Annotated in this window: 29 protein-coding genes; 13 read left to right on the top strand and 16 right to left on the bottom strand. The window is 66.5% G+C overall.

The window, feature by feature from the left end:
- Nucleotide 1 precedes the first annotated feature (1 nt).
- The 12 genes from BZF61_RS09160 to BZF61_RS09105 form a co-directional block, all read right to left on the bottom strand.
- On the bottom strand, nucleotides 2–580 hold the full coding sequence (locus tag BZF61_RS09160; protein WP_086618698.1) for a tail tape measure protein: 579 nt from the start codon (nucleotides 578–580) through the stop codon (nucleotides 2–4).
- Entirely contained in the window at nucleotides 573–767 is a 195-nt protein-coding gene (locus tag BZF61_RS09155) for a phage tail assembly chaperone (RefSeq protein ID WP_086618696.1), read from the bottom strand. Before BZF61_RS09155 ends, BZF61_RS09160 begins: the two co-directional genes overlap by 8 nt.
- Entirely contained in the window at nucleotides 767–1,081 is a 315-nt protein-coding gene (locus BZF61_RS09150) for a gene transfer agent family protein (protein ID WP_086618694.1), read from the bottom strand. The genes BZF61_RS09155 and BZF61_RS09150 overlap by 1 nt, the downstream gene beginning before the upstream one ends.
- On the bottom strand, nucleotides 1,078–1,485 hold the full coding sequence (locus BZF61_RS09145; protein WP_086618693.1) for a phage major tail protein, TP901-1 family: 408 nt from the start codon (nucleotides 1,483–1,485) through the stop codon (nucleotides 1,078–1,080). The genes BZF61_RS09150 and BZF61_RS09145 overlap by 4 nt, the downstream gene beginning before the upstream one ends.
- A gap of 4 nt (nucleotides 1,486–1,489) precedes the next feature.
- Nucleotides 1,490–1,885, bottom strand: a complete 396-nt coding sequence (locus BZF61_RS09140) for a DUF3168 domain-containing protein (RefSeq protein WP_086618691.1) — start codon at nucleotides 1,883–1,885, stop codon at nucleotides 1,490–1,492.
- A gap of 169 nt (nucleotides 1,886–2,054) precedes the next feature.
- Entirely contained in the window at nucleotides 2,055–2,600 is a 546-nt protein-coding gene (locus BZF61_RS09135) for a head-tail connector protein (protein WP_086618690.1), read from the bottom strand.
- A 149-nt stretch (nucleotides 2,601–2,749) separates the two neighbouring features.
- On the bottom strand, nucleotides 2,750–3,913 hold the full coding sequence (locus tag BZF61_RS09130; RefSeq protein ID WP_086618688.1) for a phage major capsid protein: 1,164 nt from the start codon (nucleotides 3,911–3,913) through the stop codon (nucleotides 2,750–2,752).
- Between the two features lie 89 nt (nucleotides 3,914–4,002).
- Nucleotides 4,003–4,416 carry an HK97 family phage prohead protease gene (locus tag BZF61_RS09125; RefSeq protein WP_086618687.1) on the bottom strand — a complete coding sequence of 138 codons (414 nt, stop codon included), beginning with the start codon at nucleotides 4,414–4,416 and terminating at the stop codon, nucleotides 4,003–4,005.
- Nucleotides 4,401–4,706, bottom strand: a complete 306-nt coding sequence (locus BZF61_RS09120; RefSeq protein WP_086618685.1) for a DUF6127 family protein — start codon at nucleotides 4,704–4,706, stop codon at nucleotides 4,401–4,403. The genes BZF61_RS09125 and BZF61_RS09120 overlap by 16 nt, the downstream gene beginning before the upstream one ends.
- Nucleotides 4,703–5,860 carry a phage portal protein gene (locus BZF61_RS09115; protein WP_086618683.1) on the bottom strand — a complete coding sequence of 386 codons (1,158 nt, stop codon included), beginning with the start codon at nucleotides 5,858–5,860 and terminating at the stop codon, nucleotides 4,703–4,705. Before BZF61_RS09115 ends, BZF61_RS09120 begins: the two co-directional genes overlap by 4 nt.
- 35 nt (nucleotides 5,861–5,895) lie before the next feature.
- Nucleotides 5,896–7,236, bottom strand: coding sequence for a DNA-packaging protein (locus BZF61_RS09110; RefSeq protein WP_245804564.1), 1,341 nt, complete (start codon nucleotides 7,234–7,236; stop codon nucleotides 5,896–5,898).
- Nucleotides 7,233–7,712, bottom strand: coding sequence for a hypothetical protein (locus BZF61_RS09105; protein ID WP_245804563.1), 480 nt, complete (start codon nucleotides 7,710–7,712; stop codon nucleotides 7,233–7,235). The genes BZF61_RS09110 and BZF61_RS09105 overlap by 4 nt, the downstream gene beginning before the upstream one ends.
- A 272-nt stretch (nucleotides 7,713–7,984) precedes the next feature.
- Here BZF61_RS09105 and BZF61_RS09100 point away from each other — a divergent pair, with 272 nt between their 5' ends.
- Nucleotides 7,985–8,254 carry an usg protein gene (locus BZF61_RS09100; RefSeq protein ID WP_086618681.1) on the top strand — a complete coding sequence of 90 codons (270 nt, stop codon included), beginning with the start codon at nucleotides 7,985–7,987 and terminating at the stop codon, nucleotides 8,252–8,254.
- Between the two features lie 18 nt (nucleotides 8,255–8,272).
- On the opposite strand, the gene spt is transcribed toward BZF61_RS09100, so the two are convergent.
- Nucleotides 8,273–9,511, bottom strand: a complete 1,239-nt coding sequence (spt, locus tag BZF61_RS09095) for a serine palmitoyltransferase (RefSeq protein ID WP_245804562.1) — start codon at nucleotides 9,509–9,511, stop codon at nucleotides 8,273–8,275.
- 2 nt (nucleotides 9,512–9,513) lie between these two features.
- Nucleotides 9,514–9,756, bottom strand: a complete 243-nt coding sequence (locus tag BZF61_RS09090; protein WP_086618680.1) for an acyl carrier protein — start codon at nucleotides 9,754–9,756, stop codon at nucleotides 9,514–9,516.
- 133 nt (nucleotides 9,757–9,889) lie between these two features.
- Between BZF61_RS09090 and BZF61_RS09085 the strand changes: the two genes are divergently transcribed.
- Nucleotides 9,890–10,465 carry a Pycsar system effector family protein gene (locus BZF61_RS09085; protein ID WP_086618900.1) on the top strand — a complete coding sequence of 192 codons (576 nt, stop codon included), beginning with the start codon at nucleotides 9,890–9,892 and terminating at the stop codon, nucleotides 10,463–10,465.
- Between the two features lie 23 nt (nucleotides 10,466–10,488).
- On the opposite strand, the gene BZF61_RS09080 is transcribed toward BZF61_RS09085, so the two are convergent.
- The gene (locus BZF61_RS09080; RefSeq protein ID WP_086618678.1) at nucleotides 10,489–10,851 is read right to left on the bottom strand and encodes a response regulator; all 363 of its coding nucleotides are present in this window, start codon (nucleotides 10,849–10,851) and stop codon (nucleotides 10,489–10,491) included.
- Between BZF61_RS09080 and BZF61_RS09075 the strand changes: the two genes are divergently transcribed.
- From BZF61_RS09075 to BZF61_RS09055, 5 genes are read left to right on the top strand one after another with little or no spacing between them, the layout of a single operon-like run.
- Nucleotides 10,845–11,180: a DUF3572 domain-containing protein gene (locus BZF61_RS09075; RefSeq protein ID WP_425429613.1), complete on the top strand. Its 336-nt coding sequence runs from the start codon at nucleotides 10,845–10,847 to the stop codon at nucleotides 11,178–11,180. The genes BZF61_RS09080 and BZF61_RS09075 overlap by 7 nt on opposite strands.
- The gene (locus BZF61_RS09070; protein WP_086618676.1) at nucleotides 11,177–11,797 is read left to right on the top strand and encodes an HAD family hydrolase; all 621 of its coding nucleotides are present in this window, start codon (nucleotides 11,177–11,179) and stop codon (nucleotides 11,795–11,797) included. Before BZF61_RS09075 ends, BZF61_RS09070 begins: the two co-directional genes overlap by 4 nt.
- A 5-nt stretch (nucleotides 11,798–11,802) precedes the next feature.
- A complete protein-coding gene (locus BZF61_RS09065; RefSeq protein ID WP_086618675.1) occupies nucleotides 11,803–12,261 on the top strand; it encodes a RidA family protein in 459 nt (152 codons plus the stop codon).
- The gene (locus BZF61_RS09060; RefSeq protein ID WP_086618673.1) at nucleotides 12,258–12,986 is read left to right on the top strand and encodes a glycerophosphodiester phosphodiesterase family protein; all 729 of its coding nucleotides are present in this window, start codon (nucleotides 12,258–12,260) and stop codon (nucleotides 12,984–12,986) included. The genes BZF61_RS09065 and BZF61_RS09060 overlap by 4 nt, the downstream gene beginning before the upstream one ends.
- Entirely contained in the window at nucleotides 12,983–14,125 is a 1,143-nt protein-coding gene (locus tag BZF61_RS09055) for a GNAT family N-acetyltransferase (RefSeq protein ID WP_245804561.1), read from the top strand. Before BZF61_RS09060 ends, BZF61_RS09055 begins: the two co-directional genes overlap by 4 nt.
- Before the next feature lie 6 nt (nucleotides 14,126–14,131).
- On the opposite strand, the gene BZF61_RS09050 is transcribed toward BZF61_RS09055, so the two are convergent.
- Nucleotides 14,132–14,461, bottom strand: coding sequence for an SEL1-like repeat protein (locus tag BZF61_RS09050; RefSeq protein WP_086618670.1), 330 nt, complete (start codon nucleotides 14,459–14,461; stop codon nucleotides 14,132–14,134).
- 304 nt (nucleotides 14,462–14,765) lie between these two features.
- Here BZF61_RS09050 and dksA point away from each other — a divergent pair, with 304 nt between their 5' ends.
- The 6 genes from dksA to kynU all read left to right on the top strand — a co-directional run bounded on the left by dksA (nucleotide 14,766) and on the right by kynU (nucleotide 19,816).
- Entirely contained in the window at nucleotides 14,766–15,224 is a 459-nt protein-coding gene (dksA, locus tag BZF61_RS09045) for an RNA polymerase-binding protein DksA (RefSeq protein WP_086618668.1), read from the top strand.
- A 186-nt stretch (nucleotides 15,225–15,410) separates the two neighbouring features.
- Complete coding sequence (locus tag BZF61_RS09040) at nucleotides 15,411–15,788, top strand: PilZ domain-containing protein (RefSeq protein WP_086618667.1); 378 nt, start codon at nucleotides 15,411–15,413, stop codon at nucleotides 15,786–15,788.
- Nucleotides 15,789–15,868: 80 nt separating this feature from the next.
- Complete coding sequence (locus tag BZF61_RS09035; protein ID WP_086618665.1) at nucleotides 15,869–17,332, top strand: ABC transporter substrate-binding protein; 1,464 nt, start codon at nucleotides 15,869–15,871, stop codon at nucleotides 17,330–17,332.
- Between the two features lie 5 nt (nucleotides 17,333–17,337).
- A complete protein-coding gene (locus BZF61_RS09030) occupies nucleotides 17,338–17,769 on the top strand; it encodes a DUF4112 domain-containing protein (protein WP_086618664.1) in 432 nt (143 codons plus the stop codon).
- A gap of 35 nt (nucleotides 17,770–17,804) precedes the next feature.
- Nucleotides 17,805–18,596, top strand: coding sequence for a tryptophan 2,3-dioxygenase (locus BZF61_RS09025; protein WP_086618662.1), 792 nt, complete (start codon nucleotides 17,805–17,807; stop codon nucleotides 18,594–18,596).
- Nucleotides 18,593–19,816, top strand: a complete 1,224-nt coding sequence (gene kynU / locus BZF61_RS09020; RefSeq protein ID WP_086618661.1) for a kynureninase — start codon at nucleotides 18,593–18,595, stop codon at nucleotides 19,814–19,816. Before BZF61_RS09025 ends, kynU begins: the two co-directional genes overlap by 4 nt.
- The last annotated feature ends 158 nt before the right edge of the window (nucleotides 19,817–19,974 follow it).

Below are 19,974 nucleotides of genomic sequence, written 5' to 3'. Positions count from 1 at the left end.
GTCAGACTTGCTGGAGGGTGCGGCGAACCGCGCTGGCGATCTGGCGCGCGGAGCGACGCATCGCGGTGGGCGCAGCCGTGCCGCGCGGTACCGCAAGCTGGATCGCAACATTGACATCGCGCCCCCGGCCGCTGCCAATCGCATCGCCGCGTTCGATCCGGCCCGAGGCTGTCGGCAGGAAAACTTCCGGGCCGTTCTCGCCCACCAGATAGGCGCGTCCGGGTGAGACCAAGCCGCCGGTCGCGCGGCCCGGCAGACCGAAAAGTGCGCCGAGTGACTGGCCGATCAGCCCGCCGAGACCGCCCAGGCCCGCGCCGCCAAACAGATTGGCAAGGCCGGATTGCAGGGCGTGGGATGCGATCTCGTCAAGCGCACGGAAGGCTATCCGCTTGAGATCGTCGAAACCGATACTGCCGCGACGCAAGGCCGACAGCAGACCGCTTTCAAGCACGGCTCCCGCCCGTCCGAAGCCGTCGAGCAGCGAGGTATCGAGCGAGCGGCGCATGTTCTGGAGGTCGGCGGCGAAGCTGTCAGTACTGGCGCGCACGTCGATCACCAGTGCGTCGAAATTGTCATCCATCGGGATCGCTCTCCATCATCCGTTCAATCATGTCGCGGTCGGGTGGGGCAGGGGTGGCAGCTTGGGCAGGGTCGGCCAGCGCCATGGCGAGCTCGGCCGGAGTGGCGGCCCAGAATTCGGCAGGACGCCAGCCGAGCAGCCTGGCTGACAGCGCGCAGGCCCGCCGCGCCGCGTCGGCAAAGGACATCATGTCTCGCCCTGAAGCACCTGCGCGAGGATGGCGCGTACCGGGCGGGTGGCATTGACCAGCCCCATGGCGACAACCGCCTGTCCGACAATGCTCCGCTCGGGCCGGGTCTCGGCAGGCAGGCAGTGCCACAGCAGCGCAGCGATCTCTGCGAGGGTGAGCACCCCCTGCGCGGCCCGCTCCACCAGCGCGAAAAGCGAGCCGAGCTCGGCTTCGGCGAGCACGAGGCTCTCGAAACTCGGGCGAAGCAGGTGCGTCTGGCCGGCAATCACCAAGTCGTATTCGCCGCGCAAGGGATTGGCAGCAGCGCTCATACGGCGATCACCGGCCCCGAGCTTTCGAGCTGGAGCGTGTAGCTGCGTTCCCCGTTGAAATCGCCGGCATAGTCCAGCCGCTGGACGAGGAAGCGTCCACGCAGCTTCTCGCCGTCCTCGAACGACAGCTCGTAGTCGTCGAGCGTGCCGGCAAGCGCATGGGCACGCACGGCGCTTTCGGCGCTGCTGCCGAGAAAGATCCCCGAGGCGCTGACCGAAACCGAACGGGTGCCTGCCCCTGAGAGCAGATCGCGCCAGCCGCCCGAGCCCTTGTGGGTCACCACGACGGTGTCGCCATTGATCGACATCTGCGTGGTCCGCAGGCCTGCCACGGTCTGGTAGGCGGGGGGCGAGGCGCCGTCGCTGATCTTGAGCAGGAAGGCGGAACCGGATTGTGCGGGCATGGGCTTACTCCGTGGAAGGTTCGAGGATGCGGAAGCGGAATTCGAGCAGCGCTGCCCGGCGGTTGTCGTCGCGGGCCTCGCTGCGCGAGCGCAGAAAGCGGATCGAGGCGATTTCGAAGCCGGGCTGGAATGGCGGCATGTCCAGCACGCGCCGCTCAATCGCGCCGAGCAGAGCGGCGTCGGCACCCGGCAGGTCGATCCGGGTCTCGAGTTCAAGCGCGACCCGGGTTTCGCGGCCCGCCCTGTCCTTGGTGCCCCAGTCGATCGAGGCACTCGCGGCGATGCCCAGCCACGGCGGGCTGGCGGACAGCGGCGCTTCTTCGGCTATCCTGTTGATGCTCGCGAGGGTAGGGTCGGAACGCAGCCATGCGATCAGGGCAGTGCGCAGCTGGTTTTCCATGGCGCTCAGCTCCTCGGGTTGTCGTCAACGAAGTCAGGCCACAAAGCCGCGGCCGAATCCCAGCCACTGCGCCTGCGGCGGCGGATCGCGCGCATGTGTCGGTCGGCAAGGCGCCGGGTGCGCTGCTGCAGACGCTGGAATAGCCCGGCCCAAGAGGCGCTGGCGCGGATCATCCGAGCCGCACCTGGCGCCAGGGGCGCCACAGGGCGGCAACGCTGGCGGGGGGCACCGTGCTGGCCTTGCTGTCGCGGTCACGGTAGTGATGAGCGGCAAGGCGGATGATGCCCTGCGCCAGAGGCGGCGGGAGCGCGTCCCATTCGGCGGCGATCCCGACCCTCAGCTGGAGCGCCACGGCCCGGCCTGTGATTGGCTTGCTAATGCGGATGCAGGCGCTCCCGGCGGCGCGGAGCTCGATCACGAGGTCTGGTTCGTCGAGCGGGGTTCTGGCGCCGTCCTGCGCGATGATTGCGGCTGCCACCAGAGCCTGGACCGGTCGCGCGGCAAGTTCCTGCCAGCCATTGGCGACGGGCACGATTTCCTCGATGGTCTGGTGCAGGGGCGACTGGCCGGTGAAGGCTTCGCAGATGGTCACGCTGGTTTCGAGCAGCTGCGCAAGCGCGGCATCCTCGTCCGGGCGGGTGATGGCCAGCCAGTGCTTCAGTTCCGCCAGCGCGGCACCGCCAATCACCGGCGGCTGCACGATTATACGCTGCATCGCGGGTTCTCCCACATTCTGATCAAGACGAAGTGCGCCCGCATCGCCGGGTCAGGCGGGGATGGCCTGGAGCGATGCGGGCGCGAGCTGCCGGCGCGGGAGCGCCTGGGCCCCGGGCCGTGCCGCTGCAGCGAAGCCTGGCGTTAGGCCTAGGCTTCGATCTTCAACAGCTTGATGGCGTTCGAATCGAGCACCTTCCCGCCGATTCGCTTCGTCGCGTAGAAATGGACGAAAGGCTTGTTGGTGAAGGGATCGCGCAGCACCCGCGTGGCGCTGTGTTCGGCGATGAGATAGCCGTGGCGGAAGTTGCCGAACGCGATCGGGAAGGCGCCGCCCGCGACATCGGGCATGTCCTCGGCCTCGATCACCGGATAGCCGAGCAGGCGGTCAGGCTGACCCTCGACCAGACCCGGCTGCCACAGGAACGCGCCATCGGCGGTCTTGAGTTTGCGGACATTGGCGAGCGTGGCCGAGTTCATCACGAAGCACGCGCCCTGCCGGTGGCCCGATTTCAGCGCATGGATCAGGTCGATAAGCTTGGCATCGAGCGCGGAACCGAGCCCGGTGGCACTGCCCGAGCCGATATATTGCAAGGTGCCGAAAGCACGCACCCCGTCCTCGGCCGTGCTCTTGGCCGCCGTAAGGAAGCCTTCGGGCTGGTTGATTCCGGTGCCCGTGACGAAGGCAGCGCCCTCGGCGCGGGCGAATTCGAGCGCAATCTCGCTGACCAGCCAGGATTCGATGTCGAAGGCGGCATCATCGAGCATGGCCTGGCTCGCCGCCGGATTGGCGTAGAGATCGCCCGAGGGCGGAGCGATCTCGGCGAACTGGGGGGTCGCCGTTTCCGGGCGCGGCGCGACCTCGCTGACCCAGCCCGAGGCGGTGCCGCCGGTCGCGACCAACTTGCGGTAGCCCGCCGTGCCGGTCTGGACGATCTGGGCAATGGCCCGGATCGGGCTGATGTCGCGCAGCTGGCTGGCGATCAGCGCGTCGATCTGGCGCGGTACCGCGAAACCGCCGTCAGCGGGGTTCGCGCCGCTGATCGACTTGATTTCGGTCTCGCGACCACGGCGCAGATAGCCATCGACGAAGCCTTTGACTTCGTTGTTGTAGCTCGCCGGGCCGCCGCTGATCACCGGACGCGACGCCGCGCGGGCAACCTTGTCGAGGCGCGACTTCACCTCGTCCACATCGTGGCGCAGCGCGGCGATATCTGCCTCGGCGCGATCCTGTCGGGCGACGATATCGAAGCTGGCCTCGAACGGATCGGTGACGGTTGCGGTGAGAGTGGTGGGGTTGGGGATTTTCTCCATGGGGCAAGGGCCTTTCGGTTGCGCGGGGAAGAAGGCCGCCCCGATGGCGGCCGGTGGGAAGGGGTGGGTGCGGCGGGCGTCCGTGCGGCTCAGCCGACCAGGTGAACGCGGGCACCATATTGCAGCGGGTGGGTGACAAGGCTGACTTCGAACAGATCGATGTCCAGCAGTTCGCGGCCGGCCGGATTCCGACGGGCCGAGCGCGCGCGGAAGCCGAAGCTGAGACCGTTGACCTGGCCTTTCGCCAAAAGGCGTGCGGCGCGGCTGTCGGACCGGTCGATCCGGGCCACCACCCGCAGGCCGCGCGCGTCCTCGGCCACTTGCTCGATGATGCCGATTGGCTGATCGGGCCGGTGTTGCCAGTAGAGCGGGAGCGGTACGGTGCGCTCGGCCAGCGTGCGGGCAAAGGCCCCGCGCCGGATCGTATCGCGCCCGGCATCGGCAACGTCGAACAGCGCGGCATAGCCGGCAAATCGCAGCGGGGCGCTCACAGCAGGTCCCATGCGCCGAGCCGCACCGCGATCCCGATCAGCAAGAGCGCGAGCGCGCCGCGGATGACCCAGTCGACGAGCGCTTTCCACGCGCTGGTCTTGGCGTCGCGCCAGGCGCGCAGCAGTTCGCGCAGTTCCATCAGATCGCTCTCGGCCCCGGCATCGCCGAGGCCAAGCCGTTCGAGCACGCGGTCGCCGGCGAGCACGCTTGCCTCCTCGACAATGGCCCGCAGGGTGAGGAGTTCGGCCCCTTGCGTGCGGGCCTGGGCCATCAGGGCGGCGAGGATGTCTTCGCGGCTCATTGGCTATTCTCCTCCGGGCTTAGGCCCAGCATCTGGCGCTTCTCGGCGCGGGTCAGGAAATCGGCTTGGGACACTTGCGACCAAAGCCGCTCGCGGTCCTCCGAGAGCGCCGGCACACGATCGAGATCGATCCCGAGTTCGGCGTCTGGAAACCACGGAGAAAGGCCCTCGCGCAGCGCGGCGAAAAGCTTTTCGGCGAGGGGCAGCAGCGTCAGCCGCCACAGCGCGCGGTTGGCCTCGCGATAGTTCGAATAGGTGTTGTCTCCCGGCAGCCCGAGCAGCATCGGCGGCACCCCGAAGGCAAGTGCGATGTCACGAGCCGCCGCGCTCTTGAGCGTCGCAAAATCCATGTCGGCGGGGGATAGGGCCATGCTCTGCCACTTGAGCCCGCCATCCAGCAACATCGGCCGACCGGCATGACCGGCACCCGAAAAGGCGATCTCGAGCTCGCGCTTGAGCCTTTCGAACTGCTCGTGACTGAGGGTCATGCCATCGCCTGTCTCGTAGACCAGCGCTCCCGATGGGCGGGCCGAATTTTGCAGCAATGCGCGGTTCCAGCGGGCTGCGGCATTGTGGATCGTCACCGCCTGATGCGCGGCCTCCAGCGCACTGGCCCCGCGATGGTCGTCCAGCGGATTCATCGCCCGGATCGGGATGATGCCGGGCCAACCATCCTCGTCCAGCACCGCAATGCGGGTGCGGTTGCCCTGCACGGTGTAGTCATAGGCGCAGGGCCAGCCATCGGGGCCGGTCACCACGCTGACCCGCTCGGGACGCAACGCGAACAGCTCGATCGGCACGCCGGCAGCATCCTTGATGATCTGGACATAGCCATTGCCGTGCAGCAGCAGGTGCGCCGCGAGCGTCTCGATCAGTGACTGGCCTGCGCTGGTGGCATTCACCAGTGCGGCAAGACGCGGCTCGGTGCAGGTCAGCGGTGCCTGCCCGACGCCCTCGGCGACGATCCGGATCGAGCGCTGGGCGATGGGATTGGCGAGGAAGCTCTCCTCGACCGCGCGGGCATAGTCAAAGTGCTCCGTGCCGAAGCCGCCCTCGCAGGCGGGGATCCAGCCGGCCATCATGCTCTGGGCAAGCGGCACGCGGGCGGGCGCGCCGCCCTTGAAGGCGGAGCGGAAGATGTCGAGTAAGGCCATCGATATTCCTCTGTTGGGCGGGCGCTTCGCGTCCGCTAGTCGAAGCGCACCAGCCGCGGCCGGCCGTTGCGGCCGAGCATCAGTTCGCTGAGCGCCCAGACCAGTGCGTCAGCCCGATCGGGGCTGCGGCCGGGGCCGGCATAGGTGCCGCCGGTGAGCAGGCCGCACAGCTGGTCTTCGAGATGGGCGAACAGGCCGACATGGCGCACCTTGCCTGCTGTGTAGAGCGCCGCGACCGGCTCTGCCCGGGCGACCTTGCCGCGACTGGCGTGAACCAGCCGCAGGGGCAGGGCATGATCGGCGGCGCGCAGCACGCTTTCGACCATCGCGCCCCCCTGGTTGGCTTCGGCTACCACCCGATCCGCGCCCCACTGCCGTGCGGCCTCGGCGATGTTGCGCGCCCAGAGCTCGGGCGTCGCGCCCGCGATCGAGCAATCGGCCAGCACCCGCGCGATCCCATCCTCGCCCAGTGCCGCGACGACGATTCCGCATTCATCACCGACGGTACCGCCCGGCGGATCGACCGCGACGACAACCCGCGCATGATCGGCATTGCAGCGGGATTCGCGGACCTGTTCGAGCAGGCCGCGGGTCCATAATGCGCCCTCGATATCCTCGAGCAATTCCCCGTCGATCTCCTGCCGGGCAAGATGGCTGCCCGCGAATTCGCTGGCGATGGACTCCATGAAGCGTGCGGCGAGGTTTGCGGCGTTATCCAGCGTCGAACCGCGCGTGATCACCACCTCGCCGCTGGCGGATTGCCGCACAAGGCGTTGGACCAGCGGTACGGCGCGGGGCGTGGTGGTGACAGCGATGCGCGGATCGCTGCCGAGCCGCAGGCCGAGCAGAAGATTGTCCCAGCAGCGGGTTGCCCGCGCGTGCGCCAGCGGCCACTTGCCGATCTCGTCGCACCAGGCGTGGCTGTGCTGGGGTCCGCGCAGGCTCTCTGGCTCGGCGGCGGAAAACAGCTGCGCCTGCGCCCCGCTGGCAAAGCGGATCCGGTGCAACGAGGGTTCGAAGAGGGGCTTGCGGCCGGGAGGGCAGATCGCCAGCAGTCCGCTCTCGCCTTCGACCATCACAGCGCGTGCTTCGGCCCGCGAGGACGAAACCAGCGCGATGCGCGCCTCGGGATGGCTTTCGGCGATCATCCGCACCCATTCCGCTCCGGCACGGGTCTTGCCGAAGCCGCGCCCGGCCATGATCATCCAGATCCGCCAGTCGCCGGGCGGTGGGAGCTGCTCCGGCCGGGCCTGATAGTCCCACAGATATGCGAAGCTGTTGCGTTCCGCGCGGTCCAGCGCCTCGCTGAGTTCGTAGCGGAGCCTTTCGCCATCCTCGCTTTCATCGGCGATCATGTCGTCGTAGGGGCCGATCATGCGCCCTTGCCCTCGGCCGCGGCCTTCTGGCGGGCGATGCGGCGGCGGATGTCCTCGATCTTGCGGTCGATCGAAGCGCGAATCTCCGCAGGGCTGACATCGCGCACCTCGCCGGCTGCGCGCACGGCATTGTCGCGGTGTGCGGCAAGCAGGCGGATGGCGTTGGCAAAGTCGAACCTGCCATCGTCGGTCGTCTTGGAATCGCCGTCGCGCAGCCGGCGCAGCACTTCCATTTCGAGGTGGAGATAGCCCTCTGCCAGCGCCATCTGCCATGCGCGGGCGAATTCGGCGTCCTCGCGGCGGACCTTATAGGCGCGGCTGGTGCTGACCCCGGCTCTTTCGGCCGACAGCGTCACGTTCGAGCTTTCGGCGAGGCTATCGAGAAACAGCCTGCGCCAGTTCTTGTTGATGCGCCCGCTTTCGCCCAGCTTGAGATCGGGACGGATGGCAATGCGCTTGCCGGGCGGCTTGGCCATGCGGGCACTCCTGAAGCACAAACGAAATCGGCGGCACTTCCGGTGGGGGAAGGCCGCCTGCGGGCGAATCGCAATTTTCCGACTATGCCTTCTTTTAACCAATAAGCGTCACGATGTCAAGCGAAATAACCATATAGGTTAATTTTCCATCGGGGCTGCTTTCACCCATTGCGGCGATCTGCGCAATGAAATTGCAACATGGCATTGACTGCTGACCGATTCGTGCGATTGTCTGGCCGCAGCTTTCTTCAACGATTACAGGAGGAGAGTTGATGAGCGATCGCGCGTTCCTTGCCCAGTTGCAGGGCTATGGCCTGTCCACGGTCGAGATCCATTACTTCATGCCCGATCACCGCAGTCTGTTGCAGCAATTCGTGATGCAGCAATATGACGTCGCCCCGGGCTTCCCCGAGCTTGACCGTTTCCTGACCTTCTGGCGGCGCGAGATCGATGCGGTGCTGCACTCGGTCCGGGTGGCGCACAAGCACCTGATCGGACCACAGGAATGGCGCGCCGTCGACGGAATCATCACGATCAACTAGGGGCGGCGCCCCTGCGAACTAGATAATCCCGATCGCCTTGCCCGCGCGCTCGAACATGCCGAGAATGGTCTGCACCTGCTCGGCCGAATGCTCCGCGCACAGCGAGCAGCGCAGCAGGGTCATCCCGGCCGGAGTGGCCGGCGGACGCGCGAGATTGACGTAGAGACCCTCCTTCAGCAGCGCCTCCCACATCATCGCGCCCTTTTCGAGATCGGGCATAATCACGGCGATGATCGCGCTTTGCGGGGTTTCTGTACCAAGCCGGAAGCCGAGATCGCGCAGCCCTTTATGGAGCGTGCGGCTGTTTTCCCACAGGTGCGCGCGCTTGTTCCCACCCTGCATCAGCTTGCGGATCGAAGCCGCGCTCGACGCCATCACGCTGGGCGGCAGGGCGGCGGTGAAGACATAGGGGCGGCACACCAACCGCAGCACTTCGAACTTGGGATGGTTCGAGACGCAGAAGCCGCCCACCGTTCCGACGCTCTTGGAGAAGGTGCCGATGATGAAATCGACCTGATCGAGCACGCCCTGGTCTTCGGCGACGCCGCGGCCGTGCTCGCCGATGAAGCCCATCGAATGCGCCTCGTCAACCAGCACCATCGCGCCGTAACGCTTCGAAATCTCGACCATTTCCTTGAGCGGGGCAACGTCGCCCAGCATCGAATAGACGCCTTCGAGTACCACCAGCTTGCCCGCGCCTTCGGGCACACGCTTCAGGCGCTTTTCCAGCGCCTCGATGTCATTGTGCTTGAAGGGCACAACCTCGGCGTCACCCATCTTGCAGCCATCCCAGATCGAGGCGTGGCTGTCGATGTCGAGGATGATGTAGTCGCCCTTGCCCGCCAGCGTCGAGATGATCCCGAGATTGGCCTGATAGCCGGTCGAGAACACCATCGCGTGTTTCCTGGCGTAGAAGTCGCGCAGTGCGGCTTCGACATCGCGGTGATCACGGAAGGTGCCGTTGAGCACGCGGCTGCCGGTGGTCCCGGCGCCGAAATCCTCCATCGCCTTCTTGCCCGCGGCAATGACGTCATCGTCGAAGGTCATGCCCATGTAATTGTAGGTGCCAAGCAGGATGGTATCGCGCCCGTTGCAGATCGCACGGGTGGGCGAAAGCACCTGCTCCATGACGAGGTTGAACGGATCCTCCACCCCAGCGGCGAGAAGTTGCTCGCGGGTCTGGATTACGGAGTCGAACTTCGCCAGCAGATCGATCGATGCGGCAGTGGTGGTCGTTTCGTTCATGGCAGTGGCCATTATCAGCTATCCTGCAGCTTGTGCACTGCCGCGACGAGCTGGCCCCAGTTTTCGATCTCCGCCTGCTGGTTCATGCTGATGATGATGTCGAACTCGTCCTCGATCGCAGCGACGAAATCCATCACTGTGAGGCTGTCGAATTCCAGATCGCCGGCAAAGGTGGTGGAGTCCTCGATGGCAATGCCCTTCTTGTTGAAGGGCTCGACCAGAGCGCGGATCGCAGCGTCAACGTCAGCTGGAGTCATGCTGGGTGCTTTCTTGGGATCGGTTGTCGGGCGGGCTGTAGCCCTTTATTACGGCTGCAAAGCGGCGGATGATGCAGCTTGTCAAGTTCTGGCCGCGTCGCCGGGGGCGCACGGCCGGGCCGGGGGGATGAACATGGCCGAAAATCATGGGCAAGCCGATGCGCCCAAGGCAGCGCCGTCGCTGCCATCGCCCTCGGGCTATTCGAACCACGCGATCCATCTGGTGCGCACCAGCCAGCAGGCCAACCTCGTCCTGAGCCAGATGGCCGATACCAAGGCCTCGATCCTGATGGGGGCGACCTTTCTGGTCTTCACCATCTCGGTCGGGCAGGCGACCAATGGCACCATGCCCGTGGCCCTCGGCGTGCTCGCGCTCTTCGCCTTCATCTCGGCGATGTGCGCGGTGTTCGCGGTGCTGCCTTCGGTCAGCAGCCCCAGCTCGGCAAAGTTCCCCCACGGGCAGCCCAACAAGCTGTTTTTCGGATATTTCACCCACATGGAAGAAAACGAGTGGGTCGACAGCGTGCTCGCCGAGCTGCAAGCCGACGAAACCGTGTTCCGCACCATGCTGCACGATATCTACCAGAACGGGCAGGTGCTTCAGCGCAAGAAATACAGGTTCCTCACCTATGCCTACAAGAGCTTCATGGTCGGCCTGTGCCTGACGGGGGTGACCTTCCTCATCGAATATGCTTGGAATCGCGTCTGACACCGCCCCTGCAGGTTTGCGGCCTAGATCAAAGCATTGACCGCCGACATGAAGGGTCCGATCGAAACCGGCTTGGACAGATAGCCTTCCGCCCCAGCCGCGCGGATACGTTCCTCGTCGCCCTTGGCGGCGAAGGCGGTGACCGCGAGCACCGGGATGGCCGCAAGGTGCCGGTCGCGCTTGGCTGCCTCAATCAGGTCGACGCCGGAAACGCCGCCCAGCTGGATGTCCATGATGATGAGGTCCGGTGCCTTTGCGCGCGCGATTTCCAGCACGACATTGCCATCAGACACAGGTTCGACTTCGAAGCCGTTGGCCTTGAGCACGTCGCAGAACAATTTCCGGTTGAGGTCATTGTCCTCGACAACCATGATCCGCTTTGTCACATCGCGCCCCTATCGCCCGCGCCCATCATTACTCTTGCCCGAAGGACAGGACAATCCCGCTTCGCCCCGCCTCGGATCCCGACTATCCCCACACGCTCGCGCTGGCGGCGCTCGGCTGGGTGCTCGAGAGCGATGAGCGGGCGGCGCGCTACCTGGCACTGACGGGACTCGATCCGGATCGTCTGCGGGCCGGGCTGGGCGATCCGGCGATTCTGGCTTCGAGCCTCGAATTTCTCGCCAATCACGAACCAGACCTGATCCGCGCCGCCGAGGCACTGGCGGTAAGCCCCGAGGAACTGGTTGCCGCCAAGGACGCTTTACGCGCATGACCCGTCCCCTGATCATTTCCGATTGCGATGAGGTGCTGCTGCACATGGTCGCGCCATTCAAGGAATGGCTCGAGACGACGCAGGGTGTCAGCTTCCATCTCGAAGGCCACAACTTCGCCGAGGCGCTGCGCTGGCAGGACAGCGGCGAGCTGCTTGCGCCGGCCGATATCTGGCGGATGCTGCGCCATTTCTTCGACACCGAAATGGATTCGCAGACGCCGATTGCCGGTGCGGTGGAAGGGATCAACACTCTTGCCGAAAAGGCCGAAGTGGTGATCCTTACCAACCTTACCGATCAGCACCGCGATGCCCGCGCCGCGCAGCTGGCCAAGGTCGGCATCAAGGCCCGCGTCTATACCAATCAGGGGCCGAAGGGACCGGCGCTCAAGGCGATCATCGACGAATATGCGCCGACCAAGGCCTTGTTTATCGACGATCTTGCCCAGCACCATGCCTCGGTTGCCGAGATCACGCCGCATGTCACGCGGCTGCACCTGTGCGGCGAGCCGATGATTGCCCATGCCATTGATTGTGCCCACAAGGCGGGCCACGCCCATTCGCGGATCGACCGCTGGGACGAGGCTCTGCCGTGGCTGCTGGAACGACTGGAGGAGTGAACGACATGACAAGCGCCCGCGCCCGCCTCGCCGAACTCGGCATTGCTCTGCCCAAGGCCGCTGCGCCCGTGGCGAGCTATGTGCCGGTGGTGGTGCATGGCGGCTTTGCCCATGTCTCCGGCCAGCTGCCTTTCGTCGACGGGGAGGTGGTCAAAGGCCGGCTCGGTGATGACTTGAGCCTTGCCGCGGGCCAGGCTGCCGCTCGCGCCTGCGCGCTGATGATCATAGCCCAGCTCGATGCGGCCGGGTTGCTTGAGCGCGTCGAGCGGATCGTCAAACTGGGCGCGTTCATCAACTGCACCGCCGATTTCGCCGATCAGCCCGAAGTCGCCAATGGCGCCTCCGACCTGATGGAGCAGGTGTTCGGCGATGCCGGCAAGCACGCCCGTGCCGCAGTCGGCGTGCCTGCCCTGCCGCGCGGCGCGGCGGTCGAAGTCGATGCGGTGATCGCGCTCAGGCCATGAGCGAAAGGCGCGCTCCCGACTGGCTGACCCAGTGGGAATATGCCCACCGTGGCCTGCACCATCCAGGCGTGCCTGAAAACTCGCGCGGCGCAGCCGAGGCGGCGATCGCGGCCGGCATGGGGATCGAGTGCGATATCCAGATGAGCCGCGACAACGTGCCGCTCGTGTTTCACGACTGGGAGCTTGACCGGCTCACCAGGGAGCGCGGCAAGACCGCCGGGCGCAGCGCCGATGATCTGTGCCGGATTGCGCTGATGGACACCGATCAGACGATCTGGACCCTTGCCGACTTGCTTGAACTGGTGGCGGGCCGGGTGCCGATCCTCGTCGAGATCAAGGCCCAGCCTCATCTTGCGATCGTCACGCCGTGCATGGCGATCGCCAGGGCATTGGCAGGCTATGCCGGAGCCTTCGCGGTGATGAGCTTCGATTTGCGCGTGGGCGAATGGTTCGCCCGCCACGCGCCCGCGATGGTGCGCGGTCTCGTCATCACCGACACGCTCGATCACGGCTACCGCAACGCCTGGCGCGCGCCCCACGCGCTCGAACGCGCTAAGCCCGACTTTCTTGCCTGCGATGTGCGCGACCTTCCCAATGCGCTGACCGGCCTGTGGCGCGAGAGCGGCCGTGCGCTGCTGACATGGACCGTCCGCTCGCCCGAGACCCGCGCGCGGGGATCTGCCCATGCCGATGCGCTGATCGTCGAACGAGAGGGCCTTGCGTGAGTGACGCGCCGGAACTTGCGGTCCGCATCGCCGCCTCGGTCGGCAGCTTCGATCGCACGCAGTGGAACGCGCTGGGCGGCAAGGACAATCCCTTCGTCTCCCACGAATTCCTCACCGCGATGGAAGATTCGGGCTCGGTCGGCCCCGGCACCGGCTGGGAGCCCGCACCCATCGTCATCACCGACGCGGCGGGCCGGTTGCTCGCGGCCATGCCCGCCTACGCCAAGGGGCATAGCCAAGGCGAATATGTCTTCGATCACAGCTGGGCCGATGCGTGGCACCGTGCGGGCGGGCGCTACTATCCCAAGCTCCAGATTGCCGTGCCCTTCACTCCGGCGACCGGCCCGCGCCTGCTGCTGTCTGACGAAGGCCTCGCCCCGCATCTGCTCAAGGGGGCCGAGGCGGTGTGCCTGCAGAACGGGATGTCATCCGCCCACGCGACCTTCATCGCGCCTGCCCAGCTGCGGCTGTTCGAAGCAGGCGGCTGGATGCCGCGGGCCGATATCCAGTTCCACTGGTTCAACCGCGGCTATGCCAGTTTCGAGGACTTTCTCGGCGCGCTGTCGTCGCGCAAACGCAAGGATCTGCGCAAGGAGCGCGCGGCGGCGGTGGAGGGGCTGACAATCCGCCACCTCACCGGTGCGGAGATTCGCGAGGAGCACTGGGACGCCTTCTGGGTGTTCTATCAGGACACCGGCGCAAGGAAGTGGGGCAGGCCCTATCTCACCCGCGCGGCCTTCAGCCTGCTGGGCGAGCGGATGGGGGAGCGGATCGTGCTGATCCTTGCCTATGATGGTGCGATGCCGATTGCCGGTGCGCTGAATTTTGTCGGCAAGGATGCGCTCTACGGGCGCTATTGGGGCTGCACGCGCGCGGTGCGCTTCCTGCATTTCGAGCTGTGTTACTACCAGGCCATCGATATCGCCATCGCCCGGGGGCTGGCCAGGGTCGAAGCGGGTGCCCAGGGCGGGCACAAGCTCGCCCGCGGCTACGAGCCGGTGCAGACATGGTCGGCCCATTGGATCGCTGATCCAGGCTTTCGCGCCGCTGTCGCCGATTTCCTCGAACGCGAGCGGGCGGGCGTGGCGGACGACCAGCTCTATCTCGGCCGGCGCACCCCGTTCAGGAAGGATGGCTGACACCGCTCAGGCGGCGCGACGGGCATCCTGTGCCAGCCACTGGCGCGCGCGGCGCTGGGCTTCGGCGATTTCGCGCGCGGTCATCTCGTCGGCAATGTCGGCCCGGCAGTGGGCGGCTTCCTCGTGGCCGCGCGCGGCGGCGAGGTTGAACCACTTGTGGGCTTCGATCAGATCGCATTCGGCCCCGCTACTGCCAGTCGAAAAGGCGACTCCCAGATCGAAGCAGGCATTGATGTCCCCCTGCGCTGCGGCGCTGAGCAAGCGCGCCAGTCCGAGATCGGCCATGGTCTCGCGTGAAGCATCCGTGCCGCGATCGGTGATCGTTATCAGTTGCATGGTTTGGCCCCGTCAGTTGTCCGAGCCGCCCCCTGCGGCCCTCCGTCCCCCGAAAAGTCGGCGATCATGGTCAATTTTTGGTTAACGGGACGGCAACTTTGTTAACCGGACAAGGCAATCCGAGGCCGGGGCGCAGGCCTTGCCATGCCTGGCCGAGTCGATTGCCAAAGCCGCTTGTGCGCCTTGGGGGGCTTGCCTATAGCGCGGCGGTAGCTTCATCTTGCGGGACCAAGTGAGCCATGCAGAACATCAGGTGTCAGGACATAATGGCCCCGCGAGCCGCTTTTTGGGATTAGAGGGCCACATGGCATCTGCGGCGTCTGACGAAATCGATATCCTTGAAAAGGCCAAGCGCCTCGTTGCCGAGGGCTACGTCCCGAGCGAGGACGAGGAATACATGAACGAGCGCCAGCAGGCCTATTTCAGGATGCTGCTGATCGAATGGAAGCGGGCCATCCATTCGGCCGCCGGACAGACCCTGCAATCGCTCGCCGACGGGCCGATCCGCGAGGCCGATCTGACCGACCGCGCTTCGAGCGAGACCGACTGGGGCATCGAACTGCGCACCCGCGATCGCCAGCGCAAGCTGATATCCAAGATCGATGCCGCCCTACGCCGGCTCGACGAGGGCGAATACGGCTATTGCGAGGTTACCGGCGAGCCGATCGGACTGAGGCGTCTGATTGCCCGGCCCGTGGCCACCATGACGGTCGAGGCGCAGGAAGCCCACGAGCGCCGCGAGAAGATCTCGCGCGACGACTGATCGCTTACCTTCCGGTGGCGGGCTGTGCCGTCGCGGGACACCCGCACAGAACGGGCCTGCCAGCCGGCCATGTTTTACCGCCCGTTAACCGACTTTGCCTAGCAGTGGGGGGCAACCGTCGGCACGCTGCTATACGCTCGCTGGCGTGGCCGATCGGCCGGGGCATGACACGGAGGCGATCCTGAGATGACGGGCGTTGAGACGCGGAGCGTGGCGCGCGACAGCCTGTTCCTGTTGGCTGACATTCGCATTGAACAGCACGCCGAAACCCAGCGCGTGCGGGTGCGCAATCTTTCCGATGGCGGGATGATGGCCGAAGGCAACGTCAGGGTGCAGCGCGGCCACCGCGTCGAAGTGGAACTGCGCAATCTCGGCCGCATCACCGGCAGCGTGGCCTGGGTGCAGGACAATCGTTTCGGCATCGCTTTCGATGAGGAAATCGATTCGCAAAAGGCGCGTCGCCCGCTCAAGTCGGGTGACGACCAGGCCGCCGCCTTGCTCCGGCCCTTGTGGGCTTACCGCACCCCGCCGCCGCCCGAGCCCGGCAAGTTGCGCAAGATCTGATCAGGGACGATCCGGCTTGCGTCGGGCAATCGTGCTCCAGGCAAGCTGACCATCGCCGTGCAAGCTGCTAGGCAGGAGCGATGCGATTCCGGCTCGCCCTGCTTCTGCTGCTGCTCGCCTCGTGCGGCCCGTCGACTGGCGCCATGCCGGTCAATATCGCCATCATCGGCTCGCCCCAGAGCCTGTTCCAGCAAGGCGTGCGCCTGTCGCCCCCAGCCCAGCACGTGCGCGCCGCCGCGTTCGAGGGGCTTGTCGCGCTCGATGCCGGCGGCCAGGTGGTGCCCGCGCTCGCCGAGCGCTGGATCGTCACCGATGACGGGTTGAGCTACATTTTCCGCCTGCGCGACAGGACCTGGCCCGATGGCGAGGAAATCACTGCCAGCGAGATTCGTCGCCTGCTGCGCGAATCGATTGCGCGGCTCGCAGGCACATCGCTCGGGCTCGATCTGGCCAGGGTGGACGAAATCCGCGTCATGACCGGGCGCGTCATCGAAGTGCGCCTGTCGAGCCCGATGCCCGATTTCCTGCGGCTTCTGGCCCAGCCGGAACTCGGCTTCATCAAGAACGGCACCGGGGCCGGCCCGATGGCGCTCTCGCGCGATGCGAACGCGCCGATCGTGCGGTTGATCGCTTTGCCGCCTGAAGCCCGCGGCCAGCCCGCGCAGGAGGACTGGGAGGAGATCGCCCGCCCGCTCAATGTCGAAGCGCGCCCGGCACGGCAGGCGGTCAATGCCTTCTCGCGCGGCGATGTCGATCTGGTGCTGGGCGGGAGCATCGTCGATTTCCCGCTGGCCGAGGTCGGCCCGCTGTCGCGCGGGACGATTCAGGTCGATCCCGCGATGGGCCTGTTGGGGCTGGCGATCCGCGACGACACCGGCCTGCTGGCCGACCCCGCGCGGCGCGAGGCCCTGTCGATGGCGATCGATCGCGGATCGCTGATCCAGCCCTTCGGGCTGAGCGGCTGGCAATCGAGCAGCTGGATCGTCCCGCCCGAAGCCTTCGCGCAGCCGCGCTACCCGGCGCAGCGCTGGCAGAACCTGACGCTCGAACAGCGTCGCACGACGGCCGCCGCGCGGATCCGGGCGTGGACCATCCAGACCGGCAAGGAGGCCAGACTGCGGGTCGGCCTGCCGCCCGGCCCGGGCAGTGATCTGCTGTTTCGTCAGCTCGCCCGCGCCTGGGCCAGCATCGGGGTTTCGATCGAGCGGGTGGCTCCGGGCGAAGGCGCGCAGATCGAGCTAAGGGACACTGTTGCGCGCTATTCCTCGCCGCTGTGGTATCTCAACCAGTTCAACTGCGCGCTCAATGCCGGCCTGTGCTCGGCCAAGGCCGACGCGCTCGTGCGCGAGTCGCTCGAACAACGCGATCCCGCCCTGCGCGAGCAGCTGCTGGGCGAGGCCCATGCCGCGCTGATGGCAAGCGAGGTCTATATCCCGCTCGGCGCGCCGGTGCGCTGGTCGCTGGTGCGCGGGTCGATCCGCAACTATCTCGCCAACCAGTGGGGGCTGCACCCCTTGTTCCCGCTGTCTCAGCCCACCACATAAGCGGCATGGACAAGACCATGGATCGCCGCCCCGCTCCGCCCCGCATCATCGCGATGCAGCTGCCGACCGGCACCGATGCCGCGTCGGTGCGCGCCCGGGTGACGGCGATGGAACAGCTGCTCGAACGCAGCCTCGTGATCCCCGGCATCAATGTGCCGATCGGGCTTGACGTTCTGATCGGCCTCGTGCCGGTGCTGGGCGAGATCATCACCACCGCGATGGGCGCCTATATCATCTGGGAAGCGCGCAATCTTGGGATGTCGCGCTGGCAGCTGGCGCGGATGGGGGCAAACGTCCTGTTCGATACCGCGATCGGCGCAATCCCGCTGGTGGGCGACGCGGCGGACGCGCTGTTCCGCTCGAACACGAAGAACCTGAAGATCATCCTCAGGCACATCGACAAGCACCATCCCGAAGCGCGGGTGATCGAGGGGTAGTTTCCTCGCGCGCCGCCGCCCGCTAGGAGCGGAGCATGGCCGGCAAAGTCACCTATTCGAGCTATCTCGATCTCGACCGCATCCTCGCGGCCCAGCATCCCGCATCCGGTGCGCATGACGAGCTGCTGTTCATCATCGTCCATCAGACGAGCGAACTGTGGCTCAAGCTGTGCCTCCACGAACTGACCGCCGCGCGCGCATCCATCGAGGCCGACGATCTGCGTCCCGCCTTCAAGATGCTGGCGCGGGTGGCGCGGGCGCAGCAGCAGCTGATCCAGAGCTGGGACGTGCTCTCCACCATGACCCCGCACGACTACGCGGCGATCCGCCCCTATCTCGGCGCGTCGAGCGGGTTCCAGTCGGCGCAGTACCGGATGATGGAATTCATGCTCGGCGGGCGCGAGGGCAAGCACGTCAAGCTGCACAAGCGCGACGCGGACTGGGCCGAGCGGCTGGCCGCCGAGGCCGGGCGCGCGAGCCTCTATGATGCCGCGATCCGCCTGCTGGCGCGGCGCGGCTTCGCGATCGACCAGGCTGCGGTCGAGCGCGATCCGGGCGCGCCTTACCTCCCCGATGCCAGCGTCGAGGCTGCCTGGGCGGCGATCTACCGCGATCCACAGGCGCATTGGGACCTCTACGAGCTGGCCGAAAAGCTGGTCGATCTCGAATATCATTTTCAGCGCTGGCGCTTCGGGCACCTCAAAACCGTGGAGCGGATCATCGGCTTCAAGCGCGGCACCGGCGGCACCGCGGGCGTGCCCTATCTTGAAGGGGTGCTGAATCAGGCCTTCTTTCCCGAATTGCTTACCGTCAGGACGGCGATATGAACCCGCAAGCGCGCGCCGCCGAGTTCGATGCCGCCGATGCCCTGGCCCCCTTCCGCGCACGGTTCAGCCTGCCCGAGGGAGTGATCTATCTCGACGGCAATTCGCTGGGGGCGCTGCCCAGGGCGACGCCCGAAGTGCTGCGCCGCGTGCTCGAGCAGGAGTGGGGCGAGGGGCTGATCCGTTCATGGAATGATGCCGGCTGGTTCGAGATGGCGGGCCGCGTGGGCGCGAAGATAGCACCGCTGATCGGCGCTGCCCCGGGTGAGGTGATCGCCTGCGATTCCACCTCGGTGAACCTGTTCAAGCTGATCGCCGCCGCGCTGCGGATGCGCCCCGGTCGCAAGGTCATCCTGTCCGAGCCGGGCAATTTCCCGACCGATCTCTACATGATCGCCGGGCTTGAGGCCCAAGGCCTCGCCACCCGGCGGCTGGTGGAACGCGAGGCGCTGGTGGATGCGCTGGGCGATGATATCGCGCTGCTGCTGCTCACCCATGTCCATTACAAGACCGGCGCGATGCACGACATGGCCGCGCTTACCCGCGCCGCGCACGCGGCGGGCGCGCTGGTACTGTGGGACCTGTCGCATTCGACCGGGGCGGTGCCGGTCGATCTCACTGCGGCGGAGGCCGATTTCGCGGTCGGCTGCGGCTACAAATATCTGTGCGGCGGGCCGGGGGCGCCGGCCTTCGCCTTTGTGGCGCACCGTCACCATGCCGATCTCGTGCAGCCGCTCACCGGCTGGTTCGGACATGCTGCGCCCTTCGCCTTTTCCGACGACTATGTGCCTGCGCCGGGGATAGCGCAGCTGCAATGCGGCACCCCGCCGGTTCTCGGGCTGGCGGCGCTCGAAGTCGGCGTCGATCTGATCGCGGAGATCGGCGTCGCGCGCCTTTACGAGAAGTCGCAGGCGCTTTCGCAGTTCTTCCTCGCGTGTCTCGCAGCGCATGGGGTGGCGCTCGAATGCGTCAGCCCGCCCGACAGCAGCGCGCGCGGCAGCCAGCTCTCCTTCCGCCATCCCGAGGCCTATGCGATCTGTCAGGCGCTGATCGCGCGCGGCGTGATCGGCGACTTTCGCGATCCGGATGTGCTGCGGCTGGGCTTTGCGCCGGCCTATCTGCGCTTTGCCGAGGTTGCGGCTGCCGCGCGTCATCTCGCCGAGGTGCTGGCGAGCGGTGAATGGCAGAATGCCGCGTTTGGCCAGCGGGCCGCGGTAACCTAGGCTGCGGCGCGACCTTGGCAAGCGCTGCCTGCGCCGCAGAGAACCCGCGCGTGCGACCCTGCCCCGATCTCACCCGGCCACCCGCCAGGCGATGATGGTGCGGTGCTGCTGTGGTCATCCGGGCCGGGCCTGATCCGGAAGTCTCTGTCTCGACGAGC

This window comes from Erythrobacter tepidarius (assembly GCF_002155695.1).
GTDB lineage: Bacteria > Pseudomonadota > Alphaproteobacteria > Sphingomonadales > Sphingomonadaceae > Erythrobacter > Erythrobacter tepidarius.
Note: the sequence above shows the minus strand (reverse complement) of the source record. Positions and strands in the feature narration are given on the sequence as shown.

Coding starts and splice junctions, on each gene's coding strand:
- BZF61_RS09160 (WP_086618698.1), bottom strand. CDS start 580: ATGGATGACAATTTCGACGCACTGGTGATCGACGTGCGCGCCAGTACT.
- BZF61_RS09155 (WP_086618696.1), bottom strand. CDS start 767: ATGTCCTTTGCCGACGCGGCGCGGCGGGCCTGCGCGCTGTCAGCCAGG.
- BZF61_RS09150 (WP_086618694.1), bottom strand. CDS start 1,081: ATGAGCGCTGCTGCCAATCCCTTGCGCGGCGAATACGACTTGGTGATT.
- BZF61_RS09145 (WP_086618693.1), bottom strand. CDS start 1,485: ATGCCCGCACAATCCGGTTCCGCCTTCCTGCTCAAGATCAGCGACGGC.
- BZF61_RS09140 (WP_086618691.1), bottom strand. CDS start 1,885: ATGGAAAACCAGCTGCGCACTGCCCTGATCGCATGGCTGCGTTCCGAC.
- BZF61_RS09135 (WP_086618690.1), bottom strand. CDS start 2,600: ATGCAGCGTATAATCGTGCAGCCGCCGGTGATTGGCGGTGCCGCGCTG.
- BZF61_RS09130 (WP_086618688.1), bottom strand. CDS start 3,913: ATGGAGAAAATCCCCAACCCCACCACTCTCACCGCAACCGTCACCGAT.
- BZF61_RS09125 (WP_086618687.1), bottom strand. CDS start 4,416: ATGGGACCTGCTGTGAGCGCCCCGCTGCGATTTGCCGGCTATGCCGCG.
- BZF61_RS09120 (WP_086618685.1), bottom strand. CDS start 4,706: ATGAGCCGCGAAGACATCCTCGCCGCCCTGATGGCCCAGGCCCGCACG.
- BZF61_RS09115 (WP_086618683.1), bottom strand. CDS start 5,860: ATGGCCTTACTCGACATCTTCCGCTCCGCCTTCAAGGGCGGCGCGCCC.
- BZF61_RS09110 (WP_245804564.1), bottom strand. CDS start 7,236: ATGATCGGCCCCTACGACGACATGATCGCCGATGAAAGCGAGGATGGC.
- BZF61_RS09105 (WP_245804563.1), bottom strand. CDS start 7,712: ATGGCCAAGCCGCCCGGCAAGCGCATTGCCATCCGTCCCGATCTCAAG.
- BZF61_RS09100 (WP_086618681.1), top strand. CDS start 7,985: ATGAGCGATCGCGCGTTCCTTGCCCAGTTGCAGGGCTATGGCCTGTCC.
- spt (WP_245804562.1), bottom strand. CDS start 9,511: ATGGCCACTGCCATGAACGAAACGACCACCACTGCCGCATCGATCGAT.
- BZF61_RS09090 (WP_086618680.1), bottom strand. CDS start 9,756: ATGACTCCAGCTGACGTTGACGCTGCGATCCGCGCTCTGGTCGAGCCC.
- BZF61_RS09085 (WP_086618900.1), top strand. CDS start 9,890: ATGGCCGAAAATCATGGGCAAGCCGATGCGCCCAAGGCAGCGCCGTCG.
- BZF61_RS09070 (WP_086618676.1), top strand. CDS start 11,177: ATGACCCGTCCCCTGATCATTTCCGATTGCGATGAGGTGCTGCTGCAC.
- BZF61_RS09065 (WP_086618675.1), top strand. CDS start 11,803: ATGACAAGCGCCCGCGCCCGCCTCGCCGAACTCGGCATTGCTCTGCCC.
- BZF61_RS09060 (WP_086618673.1), top strand. CDS start 12,258: ATGAGCGAAAGGCGCGCTCCCGACTGGCTGACCCAGTGGGAATATGCC.
- BZF61_RS09050 (WP_086618670.1), bottom strand. CDS start 14,461: ATGCAACTGATAACGATCACCGATCGCGGCACGGATGCTTCACGCGAG.
- dksA (WP_086618668.1), top strand. CDS start 14,766: ATGGCATCTGCGGCGTCTGACGAAATCGATATCCTTGAAAAGGCCAAG.
- BZF61_RS09040 (WP_086618667.1), top strand. CDS start 15,411: ATGACGGGCGTTGAGACGCGGAGCGTGGCGCGCGACAGCCTGTTCCTG.
- BZF61_RS09035 (WP_086618665.1), top strand. CDS start 15,869: ATGCGATTCCGGCTCGCCCTGCTTCTGCTGCTGCTCGCCTCGTGCGGC.
- BZF61_RS09030 (WP_086618664.1), top strand. CDS start 17,338: ATGGACAAGACCATGGATCGCCGCCCCGCTCCGCCCCGCATCATCGCG.
- BZF61_RS09025 (WP_086618662.1), top strand. CDS start 17,805: ATGGCCGGCAAAGTCACCTATTCGAGCTATCTCGATCTCGACCGCATC.
- kynU (WP_086618661.1), top strand. CDS start 18,593: ATGAACCCGCAAGCGCGCGCCGCCGAGTTCGATGCCGCCGATGCCCTG.